The organism is Gracilimonas tropica DSM 19535, assembly GCF_000375425.1.
Taxonomy (GTDB): Bacteria; Bacteroidota; Rhodothermia; order Balneolales; family Balneolaceae; genus Gracilimonas; species Gracilimonas tropica.
On sequence record NZ_AQXG01000004.1, the window covers coordinates 45,464 to 65,195 of the forward strand.

General features: G+C 44.4%; 16 protein-coding genes. 9 read left to right on the forward strand and 7 right to left on the reverse strand.

Features of this window, described 5'->3' with window-relative positions; translation table 11 throughout:
• The first annotated feature begins 162 nt into the window (after positions 1-162).
• The 5 genes from B151_RS0108520 to B151_RS0108540 all read left to right on the forward strand — a co-directional run bounded on the left by B151_RS0108520 (position 163) and on the right by B151_RS0108540 (position 3,332).
• On the forward strand, positions 163-1,323 hold the full coding sequence (locus B151_RS0108520; protein WP_020403204.1) for a cysteine desulfurase family protein: 1,161 nt from the start codon (positions 163-165) through the stop codon (positions 1,321-1,323).
• Positions 1,323-1,877, forward strand: coding sequence for an LOG family protein (locus tag B151_RS18275; protein WP_020403205.1), 555 nt, complete (start codon positions 1,323-1,325; stop codon positions 1,875-1,877). Before B151_RS0108520 ends, B151_RS18275 begins: the two co-directional genes overlap by 1 nt.
• A gap of 42 nt (positions 1,878-1,919) precedes the next feature.
• Entirely contained in the window at positions 1,920-2,279 is a 360-nt protein-coding gene (locus B151_RS19500; protein ID WP_020403206.1) for a DUF1499 domain-containing protein, read from the forward strand.
• Between the two features lie 45 nt (positions 2,280-2,324).
• On the forward strand, positions 2,325-2,765 hold the full coding sequence (locus B151_RS0108535; protein ID WP_020403207.1) for a hypothetical protein: 441 nt from the start codon (positions 2,325-2,327) through the stop codon (positions 2,763-2,765).
• 66 nt (positions 2,766-2,831) lie between these two features.
• Positions 2,832-3,332: a hypothetical protein gene (locus B151_RS0108540; RefSeq protein WP_020403208.1), complete on the forward strand. Its 501-nt coding sequence runs from the start codon at positions 2,832-2,834 to the stop codon at positions 3,330-3,332.
• Positions 3,333-3,427: 95 nt separating this feature from the next.
• Here the strand turns inward: B151_RS0108540 and B151_RS0108545 are convergent, their stop codons facing one another.
• The 4 genes from B151_RS0108545 to B151_RS0108560 form a co-directional block, all read right to left on the reverse strand.
• Positions 3,428-5,194 (reverse strand): sodium:solute symporter family protein, encoded by a 1,767-nt coding sequence (locus tag B151_RS0108545; RefSeq protein WP_020403209.1) that lies wholly within the window; start codon positions 5,192-5,194, stop codon positions 3,428-3,430.
• A 2-nt stretch (positions 5,195-5,196) separates the two neighbouring features.
• Positions 5,197-5,454: a DUF4212 domain-containing protein gene (locus B151_RS0108550; protein WP_020403210.1), complete on the reverse strand. Its 258-nt coding sequence runs from the start codon at positions 5,452-5,454 to the stop codon at positions 5,197-5,199.
• Positions 5,455-5,667: 213 nt separating this feature from the next.
• Positions 5,668-6,072, reverse strand: a complete 405-nt coding sequence (locus B151_RS0108555) for a type II toxin-antitoxin system VapC family toxin (protein WP_020403211.1) — start codon at positions 6,070-6,072, stop codon at positions 5,668-5,670.
• Positions 6,069-6,308 (reverse strand): FitA-like ribbon-helix-helix domain-containing protein, encoded by a 240-nt coding sequence (locus tag B151_RS0108560; RefSeq protein ID WP_020403212.1) that lies wholly within the window; start codon positions 6,306-6,308, stop codon positions 6,069-6,071. Before B151_RS0108560 ends, B151_RS0108555 begins: the two co-directional genes overlap by 4 nt.
• Before the next feature lie 345 nt (positions 6,309-6,653).
• On the opposite strand from B151_RS0108560, the gene B151_RS0108565 reads away from it, so the two are divergent.
• The 3 genes from B151_RS0108565 to B151_RS18290 all read left to right on the forward strand — a co-directional run bounded on the left by B151_RS0108565 (position 6,654) and on the right by B151_RS18290 (position 9,392).
• On the forward strand, positions 6,654-7,541 hold the full coding sequence (locus B151_RS0108565; protein ID WP_020403213.1) for an aldo/keto reductase: 888 nt from the start codon (positions 6,654-6,656) through the stop codon (positions 7,539-7,541).
• Positions 7,542-7,610: 69 nt separating this feature from the next.
• Entirely contained in the window at positions 7,611-8,177 is a 567-nt protein-coding gene (locus tag B151_RS19505; RefSeq protein ID WP_020403214.1) for a hypothetical protein, read from the forward strand.
• Positions 8,178-8,240: 63 nt separating this feature from the next.
• Positions 8,241-9,392, forward strand: coding sequence for a ribonuclease D (locus tag B151_RS18290; protein ID WP_020403215.1), 1,152 nt, complete (start codon positions 8,241-8,243; stop codon positions 9,390-9,392).
• A gap of 18 nt (positions 9,393-9,410) precedes the next feature.
• Here B151_RS18290 and B151_RS0108580 read toward each other — a convergent pair whose 3' ends face one another.
• Positions 9,411-10,394, reverse strand: coding sequence for a cation diffusion facilitator family transporter (locus B151_RS0108580; protein WP_020403216.1), 984 nt, complete (start codon positions 10,392-10,394; stop codon positions 9,411-9,413).
• 61 nt (positions 10,395-10,455) lie between these two features.
• The gene (locus B151_RS0108585) at positions 10,456-11,073 is read right to left on the reverse strand and encodes an inorganic pyrophosphatase (protein ID WP_020403217.1); all 618 of its coding nucleotides are present in this window, start codon (positions 11,071-11,073) and stop codon (positions 10,456-10,458) included.
• Positions 11,074-11,761: 688 nt separating this feature from the next.
• On the opposite strand from B151_RS0108585, the gene B151_RS20015 reads away from it, so the two are divergent.
• Complete coding sequence (locus tag B151_RS20015; protein ID WP_211207840.1) at positions 11,762-15,451, forward strand: lamin tail domain-containing protein; 3,690 nt, start codon at positions 11,762-11,764, stop codon at positions 15,449-15,451.
• A gap of 518 nt (positions 15,452-15,969) precedes the next feature.
• Here the strand turns inward: B151_RS20015 and B151_RS0108600 are convergent.
• Entirely contained in the window at positions 15,970-19,638 is a 3,669-nt protein-coding gene (locus tag B151_RS0108600) for a vitamin B12-dependent ribonucleotide reductase (protein ID WP_020403219.1), read from the reverse strand.
• Between the last annotated feature and the right edge of the window lie 94 nt (positions 19,639-19,732).

A 19,732-nucleotide genomic window follows, 5' to 3' on the forward strand; every position in this document is an offset into this window, starting at 1 on the left:
GGTGTCCTTTTTTTGTTGATCTGAGTTCGACATAAAAATTGAACGTTTATGCGATAGTTTTCAGGATCATCCAAAAGTGCTACGAGCATTTCTTCCTGCTTTTCATCGGTATTTTGGATATTTTTGTGGCGCTATAATTAACACTTAAAGAATCGGGAATTGATGAAAACGGTTTATTTTGATCATGCCGCCACTACCCCATTAGACGATCGGGTTTTGGAGGCTATGATGCCTTACCTGAAGGAAAATTATGGAAATGCCAACTCAGCACATCACCTTGGGCAAAAATCGAAGGTGGTAATCGAAGAAGCTCGCGAAAAGGTGGCTTCACTGATCGGTGCAGAACCTTCGGAGATCGTTTTTACCAGCGGTGGAACCGAGAGTGATAATGCGGTCATCAAGGGTGTTTTAGCCGTTTCCGGAGATAAGAACGAAGTCATCACTTCTGAACTGGAGCACCACGCCGTACTCCATACCGTTGAGATGGAAAAAATGCACAAGGTTAAGCCTGTTTTTGCCAAGGCAAAGAATTGTGGGACCATCACAGCTGGTGCCGTCCGCGAGGTCATCACCGAAAATACCGCTTTGGTCTCGCTCATGCATGTCAACAACGAGATCGGTACCATCAACCCGCTTTCCGAGATCGCAGAAGTATGCAAGGAATTCAACGTCCCCCTGCATTCCGACACTGTGCAAAGCCTGGGTAAGCTGCCGGTAAATGTAAAAGAATTGGGTTTAGATTTCCTCAGTGGAAGTGCCCATAAGATCTATGGTCCCAAAGGAACCGGGATCATGTACATCAAAAATGGGGCACGCTGGATTCCCTGGATGATCGGAGGATCACAAGAACGCAGACGTCGTGGCGGAACACTGAATGTGCCGGGAATTGTCGGTTTTGCCAAAGCACTTGAACTGTCTGTTGAGGAAATGGATGAGCATACCCAACAGTTCAAGAAACTCCGAAAACTACTCCTCCATCAACTCAACGAAAAACTGGACGTGAATTTCCAGGTAAATGGCCCTAATGAAAAAGGAGTTCCACATATCGTGAATCTTTCCTTCAGTGACGACCAAGGGAAATACATCAACGGGGAGATGTTGCTGCAGAATCTCGATATCGAAGGAATTTGTGTTTCTAACGGGTCGGCCTGCACATCGGGTGCAGTGGAACCTTCTCATGTGCTGAACGGAATCGGCATGGAACCCGGTTTGGCTAACTCCAGTATCCGTCTCAGCTTCGGAAAACAAAACACCGAAGAAGATGTGCACTACTTTGTAGAAAAACTGGACGTCGTCTTAAAACGAATGTTCTCTTTAGCCTGATGAAAAAACATATTTGTGTGTATTGTGGATCCCGCACCGGAAGCAATCCGGGCTTTCCCGAACTGGCCGAACAAGCCGGACGCGAAATCGCTAACAGAGATTGGGGTATTGTTTACGGAGGCGGAAAGGTCGGAATGATGGGCAAGATCGCCGATGCCGCCCTGAATTCCGGAGGCGATGTAATTGGGGTGATCCCTACCCGACTCAAAAACAGGGAAGTCGCTCATCTCGGACTAACCGACCTTCATGAAACGCAGGACATGCACACCCGAAAGGCCCTTATGGAATCTCTTTCTGATGCGTTTCTGGTACTTCCGGGAGGGTTTGGCACCCTGGATGAATTCTTCGAGATCCTTACCTGGCGTCAGCTTGGCATCCATAACAAACCTATTTTCCTGATGAATGCAGATGGGTATTTCGATGGACTCATACAGTATACAGAGAATGCTATCAAGTACGATTTTATACAGAAAGAAAGTCTCTCCCTTTTTAACGTTTGTGATGATCTTGACTCGTGCCTGAAACAGCTGGAACGATTTTTTGAACTGGATTGATTTATTTGCCACGAAATCATCTAAACATAAACGTGATATTGAATGGCTCAATGTTCTGAGAATAACCCCCTTCCACCATGTCCTGTAACACCAAATTGTGTAAGAACATCCAAGATATTTGATGCAGGTGTAGAAATAATATTCGCAGCTTTATCTAAAATATTTGAAGAGGAAGCACATACGTTTGAAGTGCTCAATCCCAAGCGAGTTGAAATTCACGCAGTATATCGAATTCCCCTTTTTGGCTTTAAAGATGATGTGGATGTGATCCTGGAGGAGAAAGGTGGAAAAACCCTTGCTTTCATCCGCAGTGCAAGTCGGCTTGGAGCTTACGACCTTGGCGTGAACAAACGTAGGGTAAACCGCATTTTCAAAATGCTTGAATCCAAGATTCATTCCTAATTTTCCCTATATTCAAATCCCAATTTTAACCTAATTCTTACGGCTATGTACACCGGTTTACTTCATGCTCACTCTGGACTTCGATGGATCTTATTAGTGCTTATTGTTTGGGCACTGGTCAAAGCTATTTCCGGTTGGACCGGCCAGAAAGAATATCAAAAGTCTGATCGGCTATCGGCACTTTTCGCTATGATATTCACACACATACAGCTTTTGATTGGTCTGGTGCTGTATTTCATCAGTCCCAAGGTTTCTTTTGAATCGGGCGTAATGGAGAGTTCGGTACTCCGTTTTTATACCGTTGAGCACATCAGTATGATGATCATAGCCATCGCCCTTATCACATTCGGATTCAGTTCGGCAAAACGAATGGAAGCTTCTTTGGATAAGCACAAGCGTTTGGCCGTCACCTATGGCATCGGACTGCTGATTATGCTGGCTTCCATTCCATGGCCTTTCCGTGAGTTGGGTGCCGGTTGGTTTTAGATCGCCGAATTTGCATAGCTAACCCAATTTTTATTTCTTCCTTTCAATATTAAAACGGGGTTAGCTATGAATGATATACTTTATACGGTTTCATTAAAACCAATTTGGAAAGCAGTTCTAAATCTTTCAGCACTATTTATAATAGTCGTTTGTTCAGACATTATAATTGATGTCCTGTTTGGGGTTAATTTACTTTTTGAGCCGGTCGTTAAACAAACCAGTATATGGCCGGTTTTCATTCTATCCTTAGCTTTGCTTGGTGCAATAATCTCTTTGCTATATAGCTTTTATTATGCAATAGAAGTATCAGAAACAGGCTTCAGGAAACAGAGCTTATTTGGATCATCTGAGATAGCTTTTGACGAGATTGACGAGATCTTTTGTGACTTAGGCATCGTAAGTTTCAAGTGTGGTGGTAAAGCCGTTTCACTTGGCAGTTTGTATTCAAATTTTGATGAAGTGATGGAACTTGTAAAGGCCAATATTACAAACTATCAGGATATTGATTTTACCGGAAAAGACAAGCGCACCAAGCAGTACTTCCCCCAAGCGTTAGATAATCAGTAAGTGATCCTGAGATTTTGGTATAATCTTAAACCCTGATTAAAAGAGGACAATTCTGACTAAATTAAAAAAGTCCTCTTTTGAATATTCTGTTTGGGTTATTTCGGATACCTGATACTCTCCACCAATTCCTGTACGTCTTCAGGCGGTTCCGGAAAGATCATTCCCACTGCAAAGGAAACAGCCAGATTCAGCAGCATGCCAAGGGTTCCGATGCCTTCCGGGGAGATCCCAAACCACCAGTATTCGGGTGTGTTGTACTCGGGAAAGGCGATCTTAAAGAAGATCACATAAGCCAGTGTAAACAACAGTCCGGAAATCATTCCGGCGATCGCTCCCTGACGGTTCATCTTCTTGTAGAAAATTCCCAGGATAATGGCCGGGAAGAACGAAGCCGCTGCAAGACCAAAGGCAATGGCTACTACCTCAGCTACAAATCCCGGCGGATTGATCCCAAAATATCCGGCCACCAATACTGCTCCAGCCGCAGAAACACGCGCCCAGGTCAATTCGGCTTTATCAGAAATATCTGTTTTGATCTGCTTTTTGATAAGGTCGTGTGAAACGGCGGTAGATATCACCAATAGCAATCCGGCTGCTGTCGAGAGGGCTGCCGCAAGACCACCAGCCGCCACCAATCCTGCCACCCATGCGGGCAGGTTTGCAATTTCAGGGTTGGCCAAAACCATAATATCCCGATCTACATAGAGTTCATTAGAAGTCTGTGTCGGAGCATTGGTCACCTTCACTTCTCCATGATCTCCCCGGATGATACTTCCATCTGTATTTCGTTGAATTTCCGGGAGTCCTTCGATCGCCTCTCCGGGTGCATAGGTGATGATTCCATCTTCATTTTTATCTACCCAGGTGAGCAGTCCGGTTTCTTCCCAGGTATTGAACCATGCGGGCATTTCGGTGTACTCTTCCTCATTTACCGTTTCCATCATATTGTACTTGGCAAAGGCTGCAATGGCAGGAGCCGTGGTGTACAAAATCGCGATAAAAATGAGTGCATAGCCTACGGAGATCCGGGCATCTTTCACTTTCGGGACGGTAAAGAAACGTACGATCACATGAGGCAATCCGGCCGTCCCGATCATCAGGGCAGCTGTGATAAAAAAGACATCCTGCATGCTTTTGGTACCACTCGTATACGCCGCGAAACCGAGTTCAGTGTGTAGCTGATCTAACTTCTCCAACAAATACTGTCCGGAACCATCTGATAAGGTAGAACCGAATCCAAGCTGAGGGATCGGGTTGCCGGTCAGTTGAAATGAGATAAAAAAGGCCGGAACCATGAAGGCAAAGATCAGCACGCAATACTGAGCCACCTGTGTGTAGGTGATTCCCTTCATCCCTCCTAAAACCGCATAAAAGAACACGATCGCCATCCCGATCAATACGCCGATGTCTATATTTACTTCCAGAAATTTGGAAAACACGAGTCCCACCCCACGCATTTGTCCGGCCACATAGGTAAAGGAAACAACGACTGCACAGATGACCGCAATAGTTCTTGCAAAATTCGAGTAGTACCGGTCTCCTATGAAATCAGGAATGGTAAATTTGCCAAATTTTCGAAGATACGGTGCTAAAAGTAAAGCCAGCAATACGTAACCTCCGGTCCAGCCCATCAAATAAACAGAACCATCATAGCCCATAAAGGAGATCAGTCCGGCCATGGATAAGAAGGACGCGGCAGACATCCAGTCGGCCGCGGTGGCCATGCCGTTGGTTAGAGGACTCACATGCGCCCCGGCTATATAAAAATCACTGGTGGAAGCGGCTTTTGCCCAAATAGCGATCCCGATATATAATGCAAAGGTAACACCAACTAAAATATAGGTCCAAATTTGAACGTCCATGATCAGTCCTCCTGTACGTTGAATTCTTTGTCGAGCTTATTCATCAGGTACACATACACAAAGATGAGGATCACAAAGGTGTAAATGGAACCTTGCTGAGCAAACCAAAATCCAAGCTTAAATCCTGCAAATTGGATCTCATTCAGCGCCGGGGCCATCAAAATCCCAAACACATATGAAACCACAAACCAGATGCTGAGTAACACCCCGAGATAGGTTAAATTTTTCTTCCAGTATCCTTTTAAGTCCCGTTCCGACATTGCTTTTCGACCTCCGTTATTTTCATTTCCCGCTTAGTATGCAGTATTTGAACGAAGGAATCAACTTTTAAACGCAGCTTAGTATAATGGATTTCCTGTTGGTTAGATGAGTGTTGAGCTAACGACGCGGTACATTATAAGCGATCATGATTTCTTGTAGACCGGGTAGTCCACCATTACATTCCCAACAAGGTTGCCGGTTACGAGGTTTAATTATGATTCAAGAATCTTCTCCGGATGTTTGGCTATTTGAGGAAACTCCTGCAGAAGTTGTTTATCCAACGTAATTAATTCGAGATCAAGATCTTTAGCCAAGCTTACAAATTCACAATCGTAGGATGAGCACTGTGATTGGCTGACATAATGCAGAACTTGAACTGAATTCACCTGAAACTGCCGCTCCTTCATTTGAAGCTCAGCCTTTTCCATAATCAGCAGAGCTTCCGACAAATCGATCAGCTCTTTTCTTAAATATAGCGTTACCACATTTCGGAATTCACTGCGCCAAAGCATAGGAGCTACCCATTGCGGATCTTTTTGGTAGAGTTTGTCACACAGCTCTGTTGAATCTGAAGGTAGCCAAAAATGGGCAAGAATATTTGTATCTACAACAATCACGGACGCCCTTGATTTATTGCAGATTCAATTTCTTCAGAAGAAAGGCTTCCTTTTGCGTTATTTCGCAAACGACGTGCTTCTTGTAAAATATCTTCCGCAGAAACCTTTTGCGGCTTGACCGCTATTTCCAAACAAGCAATAATTTCACTGTTGATACTACGATGATGGGCATTCGCTTGCTCACGAACCCGATCATAAATGTCTTTTGGTATGTTTTTCACAGTAATACTTGGCATCACAGGTTAGTTTCGTTATGGTTTCTTTCTGAAACTAAATAGGGCAAAGGAATATTGCAAAGAAATTGGGAGCCTAAATGATTTGTCAAATAACCGGCGCGGGGAATAAAGGTCAAGAAAAACTTTTAAACACCGCTTTGGATCATGGATTTTCTGTTGGTTAGATGGTATTGTCGCTTACGGTGGGGCACATTATCAGCAAGTATGAATTCATGTGCACCGGGGGTCCAACATGGTATTCCCAACAAGGTTGTTTGGAATGAGGTAAACAGTCCCAAAAATCAGTGCGGAATTTTTGAGGATTTGTTTCAATTATATTAGTCCATTTAAACAAAAGGTTTTGGCATGGAACATCATAAGCTTGGAAAATCAGATCTTAAAGTCAGCGAACTCAGCTTTGGGTGTATGTCGCTGGAGCTGGAAAAGGGACAGGATCATATCACAGATCTCATCAAAAAAGCCTATGATTCCGGCATCAATCTCTTTGATACGGCCGATCTTTATAACAAAGGACGAAATGAAGAAATGGTTGGGAAGGCACTTAAGCCTTTCCGCGATGAAGTCGTCATCTCCACAAAAGTGGGGAATCAATGGCGGGAAGATGGTTCAGGTTGGGACTGGAATCCTTCCAAAGAACACATATTGACCGGTATAAATGAAAGTCTGCGCCGGCTGCAAACGGATCACATCGACCTGTACATGCTGCATGGCGGAACCATCGACGACCCCATTGATGAATCCGTCGAAGCTTTTGAACAGCTCAAAAAACAGGGAAAGATCCGTGCATATGGAATCTCTTCTATCCGCCCTAATACGATCCGCGAATGGGTTAACAGATCCAATATGGATTGTGTGATGATGCAGTACAGCCTGCTGGATCGACGGCCGGAAGAAGAAGCGCTGGATCTTTTAGCCGAGCATAATATCAGCGTGATTACCCGCGGAACTTTAGCCAAGGGCATGCTTATCGATAAACCGGCTCAAGAGTATCTCGGATATTCTGCCGATCAGGTAGCTGCCATGAAAAAGGCTCTGGATCAAACTAAAAACGCTCTTTCAGCTTCTGTTAAATATGTGCAACAACATCCTGCAGTGGCATCAGTGGTAGCCGGCATACGAACCGAAGAGCAACTTGAATTGCTGCTCAACGCTAATGAGATATCCTTCCCATCATCAAAATTGCAGGAACTAAGCAATGTGCTTCCAGCTAATGCATACGACAAGCATCGGTGAAGGCAGCCTGATCAACTTCCATTTTGAAAAGTCAGAACGGTTGGTATATTTCTATGAATTCTACTATTCATGAAACATCTCTTACTTGCCATATTTTCAGTAATCGGCAGCATACACATATCTTTTGCCCAAGCCGAGATGTCCCCGGACAGCATTATTTACTGGAGCGAGGATCAGGAATTGGTATGGACTGATTTTGAAGGTCTTGCAGAACGGTACAGTTCTCACGCTGCCTTTTCTGTGGTAGGTTTTCAAGGCCGTTTGAATTATACAGATCAGGAATATCGGGTGGTTATCCGCACCTATTTCGATAAGTATGAATCCTGGTCTAAAACCTGGACCGGGTTGCTTTTGATGCACGAACAAGGTCATTTTGATCTTGCTGAAGTACAGGCGAGGAAGTTTCGGAAACGGGTATTGGAGGAAATACAAAGAGGAATACTGACCTCAGCGACTTTCACCATGTTAAATACTGAAGCTCAAAATGAACTTGAAGAAGCCCAGAACCGGTACGATCAGGCCACTAACTTTTCTATGAATTACCGGGAGCAGGTGGAATGGGCCAAACTGATCAAAAGACAATTAGAAGAACTAAGCGATTACGCCAACCCTGAAATAATTTTCAAGAGAAAGTAAGAGCATTCGGTTCTTAGAATTAATTCTTATACCTTACATGCAAATGACTTCCTTTTTATATTTATGACTATTCAACTTATCACGGAGAATGAAGCCCTCCGGAAATTGTCTTCCGAATTGCTTCAAAAAAATGAATTCGCCATTGACCTTGAGTTTGACCGAAACCGGTATCGGTATGGATTCAACTTATGCCTGATGCAGATCTTTGACGGAACCCAATGTTATCTAATCGATCCACTGAGCCCTGATGTCAATATCGCGACTATCTTTGCTCCTATTGAAAGTGACAAGGTGCAGAAAGTAGTGTTTGCTTTCGGGGAAGACCTTCGCCTGCTGCATTCATTGGGATGTTTTCCCAAGAATCTGTTCGACCTTGATGTAGCCACCAGCTTGCTGAACTATGAACCTGCTTCACTGACAAATTTGATCAAAGAAGTGCTGAACATTACGGTCAACAGTTCCTCACAGCAAAGCAACTGGTACAAACGGCCACTTTCCGAAGATCAAAAACTGTATGCAGCTGACGATGTCTTATATCTTCTGGATTTTAAACATGCCATCGATCAACAACTGGGACGTCAAGGATTGAGTGGCTGGGTTCAGCAGGAGAATGCCATTTTTGACCAGCTTGATTACAGCGATGAGGATCACAATACCCTCATCAAAGAAAAGGATAAGAATGATATGACCATGTTTGAATGGCATATTTACAAGAAATTAATGGCTTTTTTTGATGAGGTGGCTAAGTCGTACAATAAACCGGTGTATCATCTGGTAAATAAGAGATTGGTAGAATCATTGGCGCGAGATCCTGGGAAAATACAGCAGTGGAACAAACAAAAAGGGATCTATGGGAAGCTCAAGAATGAAGCTTTTAAAAAGCAGCTTAAGAAGATAGTTGATGAAGCAATTGAAGAGGCCGGTCAACAAAACCTTTCCAATTCCCGCAAAGCCTCACACACCATGAGCGGAGAAGAATATCGTGAGATGCGTCAACAACAAAGTCAGATCAGCCACCTTAAGCATACTTTGTTACAACCCATACAAGACAAGATCGCTGACGATTACGGACACCATGCCAAGTCATTTATTTTGCCCAATCGACTGGCTAAGGATATTATTGCAGGAGAAGCTGAGCTGGTTCCCGATTATAAGGTGGAACTGCTGCGTCGATATTCCCATGAATTAAATATTGATCTGACTGACTATATCTGAGTCCCGCTTTAAAGATAATTACAGCTTATGCTTTCCGTCTGAAGCTACATTCTCAACTGTCCAGGTGATCTCTTCCTCAAATGGATGCTGACGAACTTCACAATGCTCCATATGGCACAAGCGACAGGAGAATTCCATACAAAAATCACTGTGAATAAAGATCTCGATCCGTTCTCCAAACTTATTCGCGATCAGCTCTTCGATCTTATCCAATTCAGCATGAGCCTCTTTCACGGTAAGATACCAGGGCAGAGTCAAATGGCAATCCACATGCAAAATACTGCCGTACTTTATGATCCTGAGATTATGCAGATCGATCCATTTGGGGTCACGGTTTTCCTGCAAAAATGTGATCAGCTCTTCCAGCAAGTCCTCATCCGATTCATCCATAATGCCTGCTACCGCCTCCCTCAAAATTCGGTAGCCGGTTCTCATAATGATCAGAGCAAATAAAATGGCTACGGCTCCATCCAGCCAAAGTATATCGGTGAACCGAAGTAAGATAAGTCCGGCAATGATTCCGATGGTCGTATAGGTATCGGTTTGCAGATGTTTACCGCTTGCCTGAAGTGCGAGTGAATTATTTTTTTTGCCGGTATTTAAGGCCCACCATCCAAAAACATAATTTATCACCCCGGAAATTGCGATCAGAATGATACCCAAATCCAGTTTTTGAAGAGGTTCCGGATAGATGAAGCTCATCCCTGCTTCGTATATAATGTACAGTCCTGCGATGGTGATCAGCGTGCCTTCAATACCTGCCGAGATGAATTCGATCTTCCCATGGCCGTAAGGGTGATTGGCATCCCTGGGTTTGGCGGAAATGATGAGACTGTAAAGCCCCACAAAGCCTGAGATCATATTCACGATACTCTCCAAGCCATCAGTTAGTACCGCCACGGAACCGGTCAGGTACCAAGCTACCATTTTGATCGCGAACAAGATGACCGCTACCGTGAGAATGAATTTTTGTACGCGGATATTTTCTTTTCCTTTGGTCATAACTTCACTCTATAACCATCCTGAAAATCCGGTATTCTTCGGTATAAAAGCAGCTCAATGCTCACTCACCAAACATGGTTTCGTAATCCTTGATAGAAGCTTCAATCACTTTAAAAGCGTGATTTTCATCGAAGATTCCTTCCACATATACATCGTTGGTGGCCTTACCTGGAATAAGTTTATAAGTCCCAAAATAATGACGCAAGCGCTCCAGTAATACGGGCGGCAGGTCATTCACACTTTGGATATCGGTGTAATAGCTGTCATTATCGAGTACGGAAATGATCTTATCGTCGGCCTCTCCATGATCTACCATATGCAGTCCACCGATCACTCGCGCACTTAAAATGACCTCATTCCGGTCAATGGGCCTTTCACTAAGCACACAAATATCCAGCGGATCGCCGTCTCCTATCACATCCTGGCTGGAAAGGGCGCCTACTTCATCTCCGCAGTAGGTTCTGGGAATAAATCCATACAGGGATGGCGGCAACGAAGAACTTCGCTGCGGACGATCTACCCGCATATACCCCGTTTTCTTATCCACTTCGTATTTTATGGTATCGAAAGGAGTAAGTTCTATAAAGGCATTTACTTTTTGGGGCTGTTCCGGGCCCACTTCGAGTCCGTGCCAGGGATGAGGCCTCCAGCGAAAGAAAGGATTGGGAAAGGTTGCCATGATTTTAACCTGTGGGTAGTTGAAAATTCACCCAAAGGTAAAGGGATTGTCGGAGAGTTGCTTTGATGAACATTAAATAACGTCTGTTCAATATTATTGATGTGTCCTGTTGGCTTAAAATACAGAATGGAGAACCTTTGTTTACTTCAACAAATCAGGATATCACACTCATAGACCAAAGAATACAATGGTTGTTATTGGTTGCTCACAGACCGGATTTATTTCTAACTGTTCCTTTTTTGTCGGTGAGTGGCGTTATTGCCTGTTGTAAATACCCTTTTGAAGCATCTCTAAAAGTGTGTTATCAAGTAGCTCATTAACGAGTTCAGATTATTAATATTAATGTCAGGAACTTTCTTCTCACTATTCTTTGAACTGAGGTCATAAGTTCCATTTCTACTTGATCTGTCATCAACTATTCGGCTGTATTATCACTTTGCATTAAAAAAATATTTATTAATGCTTTCATATTAATTTAAAAATCTTATGTTACGGTTTCGGACATGGCAGGTTTTCAGCACTAACATTGGGGTATGCAGCTCTCTTTTATTACATAATCGGGATAATCAAACCTTTCAATTTCTATGCAAAACAGATCTGCCATAGAAATCACAATTCTATAAATAGGAGTATAATGATCTCACATTTACAAAAAGCATTGATGAGTTTTTTTGTAAGCGCTTTTCTAATGATAGCGTTTACGATAAGCTCTCAAGCACAACAACTAAATACTACATGGGAACGCACGGCTCGTACCGGTGCTGCTGAAGCAGCCCCCAGTTGGTTTTCGGCTGGTTATGTTCGGGGTATAGCTCAAGGCACAGTTAACGGGAACGTTCGTGTTTATGCCGCCGACAGAACAAATAGCACCATTAGGGTATTGGATGCAGAAACCGGCGCTGATGTAACCCTCACCACTGCATTCGACTTATCTCAAGTTGCCGGTGGAACTTATCCCATGAATGATATCGAAATCTCAGATGACGGTGTTATTTTCTTAGGCAACTTGACGGTTGATGCAGAAGCATCGCCTTTCAGGTTGTATTGGTGGACCTCTGAAGGAGGAAGTTTTGCAGACTCTCTAACACTGTCTGTACCGGGTAGATTAGGAGATAAATTTACCGTCATTGGTTCAGTCACAGACAACACAGTTGAAATTTGGATGCCTGCAGCCGGTTCTGACCCGGGCATAGTTTACGTAGCTACCACAACCGATCAAGGAGCAAGCTGGGATATCGAGACCATTACCTTATCAGGAACCGTTTCTAACATTGCTTCCAACGCGGATGCTGCTCCAATTGCATTAGGTCGTGAGTCTGACTTCTATGTGGGAGGAAATGGAATGTCTCCAGCACGTTTTGATAAAGACGGAGTCTATATTGAAAATAGTTTAATATCCGGTTCGTCAAGAAATGGAATGCAAGCTTTTTCTGCTAATGGCACTGATCATTTGGCTGTTTATTCATACAGGCCTGACGGTGTAAATACCGGAAATAAAACAGGACAGGTGTACGTGTATGACATTTCGGATGCAGCCAACCCAACTATTGTAGGGGAGTCTCCTCTGATGGGAGATGACGCCGACACCTACAGCTCAATACACGGTGAAGCAGAAGTTTCTGTCAATGAAGATGGAACCTATAATGTGTATTCACTTGAAGGGGTTAATGGACTGGCTTTATTTACCAATGCAGAACCTCCTTATTATGATGATCCCTCAAATCTATTCTTCTCTGAGTACATTGAAGGTTCAAGCAACAATAAAGCACTTGAAATTACTAACAACACGGATTCCACCGTTTATTTAAGTAATTACCAAATTGCTCAGTCAAATAACGGTGATGACTGGGAGTATTATTTCTCTTTTGCTGAAGGTGCATCTATCGCAGCCGGAGAGACTTATGTACTTATTACCGATCAGGTAGAGTCGACTCTGTTTGCAGCTGAAGATGCTGATGAAGTTCTGGGATATCCAAGTCCTATTCATTTTAATGGAAACGATGCCCGAGCCATCATCCATATTGATGCTGAAACCGGTGACACTACTTTTACCGATATTTTCGGGGATCCCAACAGTAGCTCAGACTGGGATGTAGCCGGTGTTTATGAAGCATCTACCGGATATACACTGCAAAGGAAACCAACTGTAACCGAAGGTAATACTACCGTTTTAGGTTCTTTTGGTACCAATTATGATGACAGTGAGTGGATTGTTAAAAGTGAAAATGTGTTTAACAACCTTGGCCTTGCTACAGAAGCAATGGGTGCTTTATCCGGCGATTACTTCATTCCTCAGCGAAGCACAGATGCGGAAGGTTTTATTTCTCTTCACCAAGCGTTTCACTACGTAAATACTGAAGGTCTTACGGCCAATTCTAATTTAATGATCACAGCTGATCTGGATGAATCTTTTGATTCCTTGACCATCGATCGTGATGATCTAACCGAATCCACCGCACTTACCATCAAACCTGCTGCAGGTGTTTCACCAACTGTAGAAGTACAAGGCGGTCCCGGCGGTGATGGAATATGGATCAAAGGAACCGACTATGTGACTATCGATGGTTCGAATGAACCGGGCGGAAGCACGCGTGACTTAACTCTCACAAGCTCTGATACCACTTTCTCTGCAATGATTTATGCCAACGAAAGCATGAACACAACCATTGCGAATACCAATATCACCTATACAGGTGGAGATGGTGCCTCAGCTATTGTAGCAGACGGTGGAGCGGCAAGTACCGAAAATCTGACCGTTCACAATAACGTGATTGGTTCTGTTAACGGTGATTTTGATAATGGAGTAGGCTCTTGGGGAACAAGCTCATTTCCTGCTATGAATACTACCGTTTCCGGAAATGAGATCTACGCTTCTTACAGAGGTATCACAACCTGGTACAGTAACGGTAACGAATTTATTGGCAATAAGATCATCGTATCTAGTCCTGCTGAAAACAAAAGTCGCTATGCCGGTATTTATCTGGCCATAAATTTGGGAACCACCAACATTATTGGAAATGAGATCTCAGGACTTTCAGTAAATCGAACTGCCGCGGCAGGAGCCGGTTATTCAGCTGGAGTTTTATTTAACGCCTCTATTGGTACGGTAAATGTTATCAACAATACCATTTCGGCAGAAAACTTCAACAATGCCGGAGATGCAAGTGGAAATAACGTATTTGGAATTGCTTTTGACAACGCAGCTGGTAATTCAACAAATGCGATCTACCATAATACGGTACTCATCAGTTCAAGTGATGAAACAGGCATCCATGCCGCATTCGGATCTCAGGGGCAGACAAGTACCGGTCAGATATGGGACTTAAAAAATAACATCTTCTCCGTTGAACAAGATGCTGATAATGCCCACGCTATTTACTGGCCTATTGCGAGTGCTGATAACTTAGAAGCCGATTACAACAACTATTACGTAAGTGGCTCTTCTGCCAACCTTGGTTATTTTAATGCATCGGCAACCGTTGCTTTAAGTAACTGGCAAACAGCGTCAGGAAATGACATGAATACTACCAATGTATCCGTAGAGTTTACCTCTGATACTGACTTACGTCTTGCAGGAGCTTCTGTAGGAGATGAAGATCTCGCAGGTATTCCATTGGCCACCGTTACGGATGATATCGATGGCAACGAAAGAAGTGCTACGGCTCCGTACAAAGGTGCTTTTGAAGCTGATGTAGCTTTAAGTGCTCCCGAAGCGCCTCAGATCGGTGCTTTTGCACTAACATCACCTGCTGATGATTTCGACTTGGCTCTTACCGGTGATTCAACTACCGTATTTGAATTTTCCTGGGCTGCACCAACAGCGAACATGGAAGTTCAATACACCTTCCATTTGGATTCTGTAAATGGTGACTTCTCATCTCCATTATTCAGTGCCCCCTCTGATAGCAATGGATTTAAAACAACATCAACACCTACATACGCTGACATCGATTCTGTAATGGCAGAACTTGGTGTTGCAACCGGTGGATCTATTGACTTGAAATGGACTGTAACTGCAACAGCTGAAGACAGTACCAGATTTGCTGATGCAGCACACACCATTTCGATCTCAAGGTTGTTAGGAGTCTCAAACGAAGAGGTTTCTGAAACCCCGAAAGAGTTCTCTCTGTCACAAAACTATCCGAACCCATTTAACCCAACATCATATATTCAGTTTACACTTCCGCAGACTGCTGAAGTAAGACTTGAAGTATTTAATATTACCGGGCAATTGGTTTCAACCCTGGTTAGTGGGAAGATGAGTGCCGGAGAACATACCGTACAATTCAATGCCGGTAACCTTGCGAGTGGTGTTTATATCTATCGCATCAGAGCTGGTAACTTTGTACAAACCAAGAAAATGACGCTGATCAAGTAAGATCAAAATCAAACAGTTCCAAAAGCCCGCCTTTTAAACAAGGCGGGCTTTTTTATTGGATTGAAGATCTGAGGATTTATTTCAAACAGTTCCTAAGTACGGCTCGGGAAATTTGGAGGTCTTTTTAAATATTTAATGTCAGATTCCCAACCGGCCGTGTGAAATAAGCATAAGAGATCCTTTAAGTCTTGAACAAAGCGAATACTTAAAAGAAACAGCAGTTCAAGTCTTCAGACTTGATTGAAGCTATGCTAAAACTGTGGCTAACACTCTTAAATCACCGCTCGGAAAAATGTGCATTCCTTTTTGAATATTTGAGCTCGCTAAAGACTTAAGAGATCCTGGTAAATTTAGTAGCCAAGGACAAAGCCATCCAAACAAAAAACCCCGATCAGCTACTCACTAATCAGGGTTTTATCCTGTTCTCCATGAAAGTTCTTTACCGGCCCGGTGGGACCGGCGGTCCCGGCATGCATTCCCAACCGGTGGTTGGGAACGAGCCTGAAACCATTACACTATTAACTACAACCGGTAGTTGAACCACAGGTGATACACTTCATGCATGTTCCGTTTCTCACCATGGTCATGCTGCCGCATTCGGGGCAGGCTTCGCCGGTGTAGCCCATTTGCTTGGCTTTGTCGTAGTCACTTTCGTAACTGTCTGACTTAACCGCCGTTTGTTGAGTAGCCGTCTGTGATTCAGCAGCCGTCTGCGATGGATCTGCCATTGAAGGAGCTACTTCAGGTTCCGGTTCTGCAGTTTTAGCAGAAGTACTTCGTGCATCAATCTTAAATTCAGCGCTATCCACATGAGGGTTGGCTTCTGCGGTTGGACGCAAGTTGCGTGTCTCGATCTGATCGGCCGGTACATGCGCCAGATCTTCTCTTCCCAGATAGGTGACAGCCAGTTCACGGAAAATGTAATCGATCACAGAAGTACTCATCTTCACATGCGGATTTCCATTCACCATACCGCTTGGTTCGAACTTGGTGAATACAAACGCATCCACGAATTCTTCCAGCGGAACGCCGTGCTGCAATCCAAGTGAAATAGAGATCGCGAAACAGTTCAACAAGCTTCGGAAAGCGGCACCTTCGCGATGCATATCAATGAAGATCTCACCGAGCTGTCCGTTTTCGTATTCTCCGGTTCTGAGGTACACACTTTGTCCACCGATCTTCACTTTCTGCGTATAGCCTTCACGACGGAATGGAAGACGCTGACGACGAGCCACATACTTATGAATGATTCGCTCGGCCACTTCAAGCACTTTATCTTGAGCTTGAGAAGTAGCTGCATCAACGGTTTCTTCCGCTTCTTCCTCATCCACGATCTCTTCCAGCACATCAGCCATGGAATTCAACGGCTGACTCAATTTCGAACCGTCACGATACAGCGCATTTGCCTTCAACATCATCTCCCAGGAATCCATGTAAGCATCCTTCATATCCTCGATGGTTGCTTCGTTTGGAAGGTTGATGGTTTTGGAGATCGCGCCTGACAAGAATGGCTGTGCGGCCGCCATCATACGAATGTGTCCTTTGGCAGAAATGAATCTTGTTCCGATTCGTCCACAACGGTTTGCACAATCAAAAACGGCGTAATCCTCTTCTTTCAGATGCGGTGCGCCTTCAACGGTCATGGTTCCGCACACATAATCGTTGGCTTCCTGGATCTGTTCATGACTAAACCCGAGGAATCGCAGCATATCGAAATTCATGTCGTTGAGCTGCTCTTCGGAAATCTCCAGCACCTCTTTGCAGAAATCTTCGCCCAGCGTCCACTGATTGAAAGCGAATTTGATATCAAAACTTCCGGGCAGTGCCTGGTTTACCGCTTCAATTTTTTCTTTGGTGAAGCCTTTTTCCATCAGTGTTTCCGGGTTGATGTGTGGGCAACCTTCCAGCGTTCCGGCTCCTTTCGCATAATCGATGATCTCCTGCGATTCTTTCTTAGAATAACCGAGATTCTTCAGCGCTTTTGGCACAGCTTGGTTAATGATCTTGAAATATCCGCCACCGGCAAGTTTCTTGAATTTCACCAAGGCGAAATCAGGCTCAATTCCCGTGGTATCGCAATCCATCACCAAACCAATGGTTCCGGTTGGAGCGAGTACCGTGACCTGTGCATTTCGATATCCGTGTTTTTCACCGAGTTTGAGAGCTTTGTCAGAGGCTTTTTTAGCTGCCTTCACCAAATAATCGGGGCAGATGGATGCATCGATTCCCATCGGCTTCACGGTCAATCCTTCGTATTCTTCCGGATCAGCATTATAGGCTGCTCTTCGGTGATTTCGGATCACCTTCAGCATATGTTCTTTGTTGGCTTCGTATCGCTCAAACGCTCCCAATTCTTTCGCCATTTCAGCTGAAGTTGCATAGGATGTCATGTGCATAGTAGCCGTAACAGCACCGGCTACTGCAGCACCTTCTTCACTGTCGTACGGAAGTCCTTGAACCATAAGTGCCGCTCCAATGTTGGCATAACCCAATCCAAGCGTACGGAACTTGTAAGAAAGGTCCGCAATTTCTTTAGATGGGAACTGCGCCATCAACACAGAAATTTCCAGCACAACCGTCCAGATTCGGGACGCATATTCCAGCGATTCGATATCGAATTCTTTGTACTCACCTTCTCCTTTGAAATACTTCATCAGGTTCAGGGAAGCGAGGTTACAAGCCGTGTTGTCTAGAAACATGTATTCCGAGCAAGGATTACTTGCGTTGATCGGGCCGTCTTCAGGACAGGTGTGCCATTCATTAATGGTATCGTGATACTGCGTTCCGGGATCGGCGCAAGACCAAGCCGCATAAGCAATATCATCCCAAAGTTCACGGGCCTTAAGCGTTTTCATGGGCTTGGGCTCGCGGCCTTCTTTGGCTGCTCTTTTCTTCTCAACCCGGCCATAAAGATTCCACTCACCATCTTCCTTCACGGCTTTCATGAAAGAATTTGGCACGCGGACGGAGTTGTTGGAATTTTGTCCGCTTACGGTTGAATAGGCCTCGGAATTCCAGTCAGTATCATAGGTATCAAACTCAAGATCGGTGAATCCCTGCGCTGCAAGCTGGATCACGCGTTCGATGTAGTTCAGCGGAACCTGATTTCGTTTGGCCTGACGGATCTCGTCTGCCAGTTTCTTGTTTTTAAGAGGATCGCGGCTCATTGCTCCGTTAAAAGTACGACCTTCGATCTCAACCGGCGTGTGGCACAATTTGATGATATTCTTCAGGTGCTTCTGAACGGTTTTTGAACCGGCCACCAAGGCTGCTACTTTTTGTTCTTCCCGAACTTTCCAGTTAATGTATTCTTCAATATCCGGGTGATCCAGATCCAAAGTCACCATTTTGGCTGCACGCCGGGTAGTTCCTCCTGATTTGATGGCTCCGGCAGCACGGTCACCGATCTTTAGGAAACTCATCAATCCTGAACTTCGGCCGCCTCCACTCAATGGCTCATTGGCTCCGCGGATCTTGGAAAAGTTACTTCCCGTTCCGGATCCATATTTAAAGAGACGGGCTTCACGTACCCAAAGGTCCATGATCCCCCCCTCATTCACCAGGTCATCATCTATACTTTGGATGAAGCACGCGTGTGGCTGCGGGTGTGTATATGCATCTTCGGATCGCTTCAATTCTCCGGTTTTGCCATCCACATAATAATGTCCCTGCGCTGGACCATTGATTCCATACGCCCAATGCAGCCCTGTGTTAAACCACTGGGGACTGTTCGGAGCCGCCATTTGATTCGCCAGCATGTAAGCCAGCTCGTCATAAAAGACCTTCGCATCTTCCTCGCTGTCAAAATAATCATGTTTCCATCCCCAATAGGTCCAACATCCCGCCAAACGATGAAATACCTGTTTACTGTCGATCTCATGGGAGTATCGCTCTTCCTCAGGAAGGTCTTTGAGTGCCTTTTCATCAGCAACGGATCGCTGCAACCATTTGGGCACACCTTTTTCCCTTACCTTTTTAAGTTTCGCAGGCACCCCTGCCTTTCGAAAGTATTTTTGAGCAATTACATCCGTAGAAACCTGACTCCAATTTCCAGGAACAACAACCCCTTCCATGTGGAAGACCTGAGAGCCATCCGGGTTCTTAATTTCAGAAGTGCGAGTTACAAATTCTATGTCGTCAAAGGGAGTTTCCCAAGCTGATTTGGTGTAGAAGCGAGTAAATTTCATTGGCGTACTTCGTTTTATTAGAATTAAAATAACCTTCGTAGATGAGAGACAAATGTATACCCGATTTCAGAGTTATCTCCTAAAGAAGTACGAA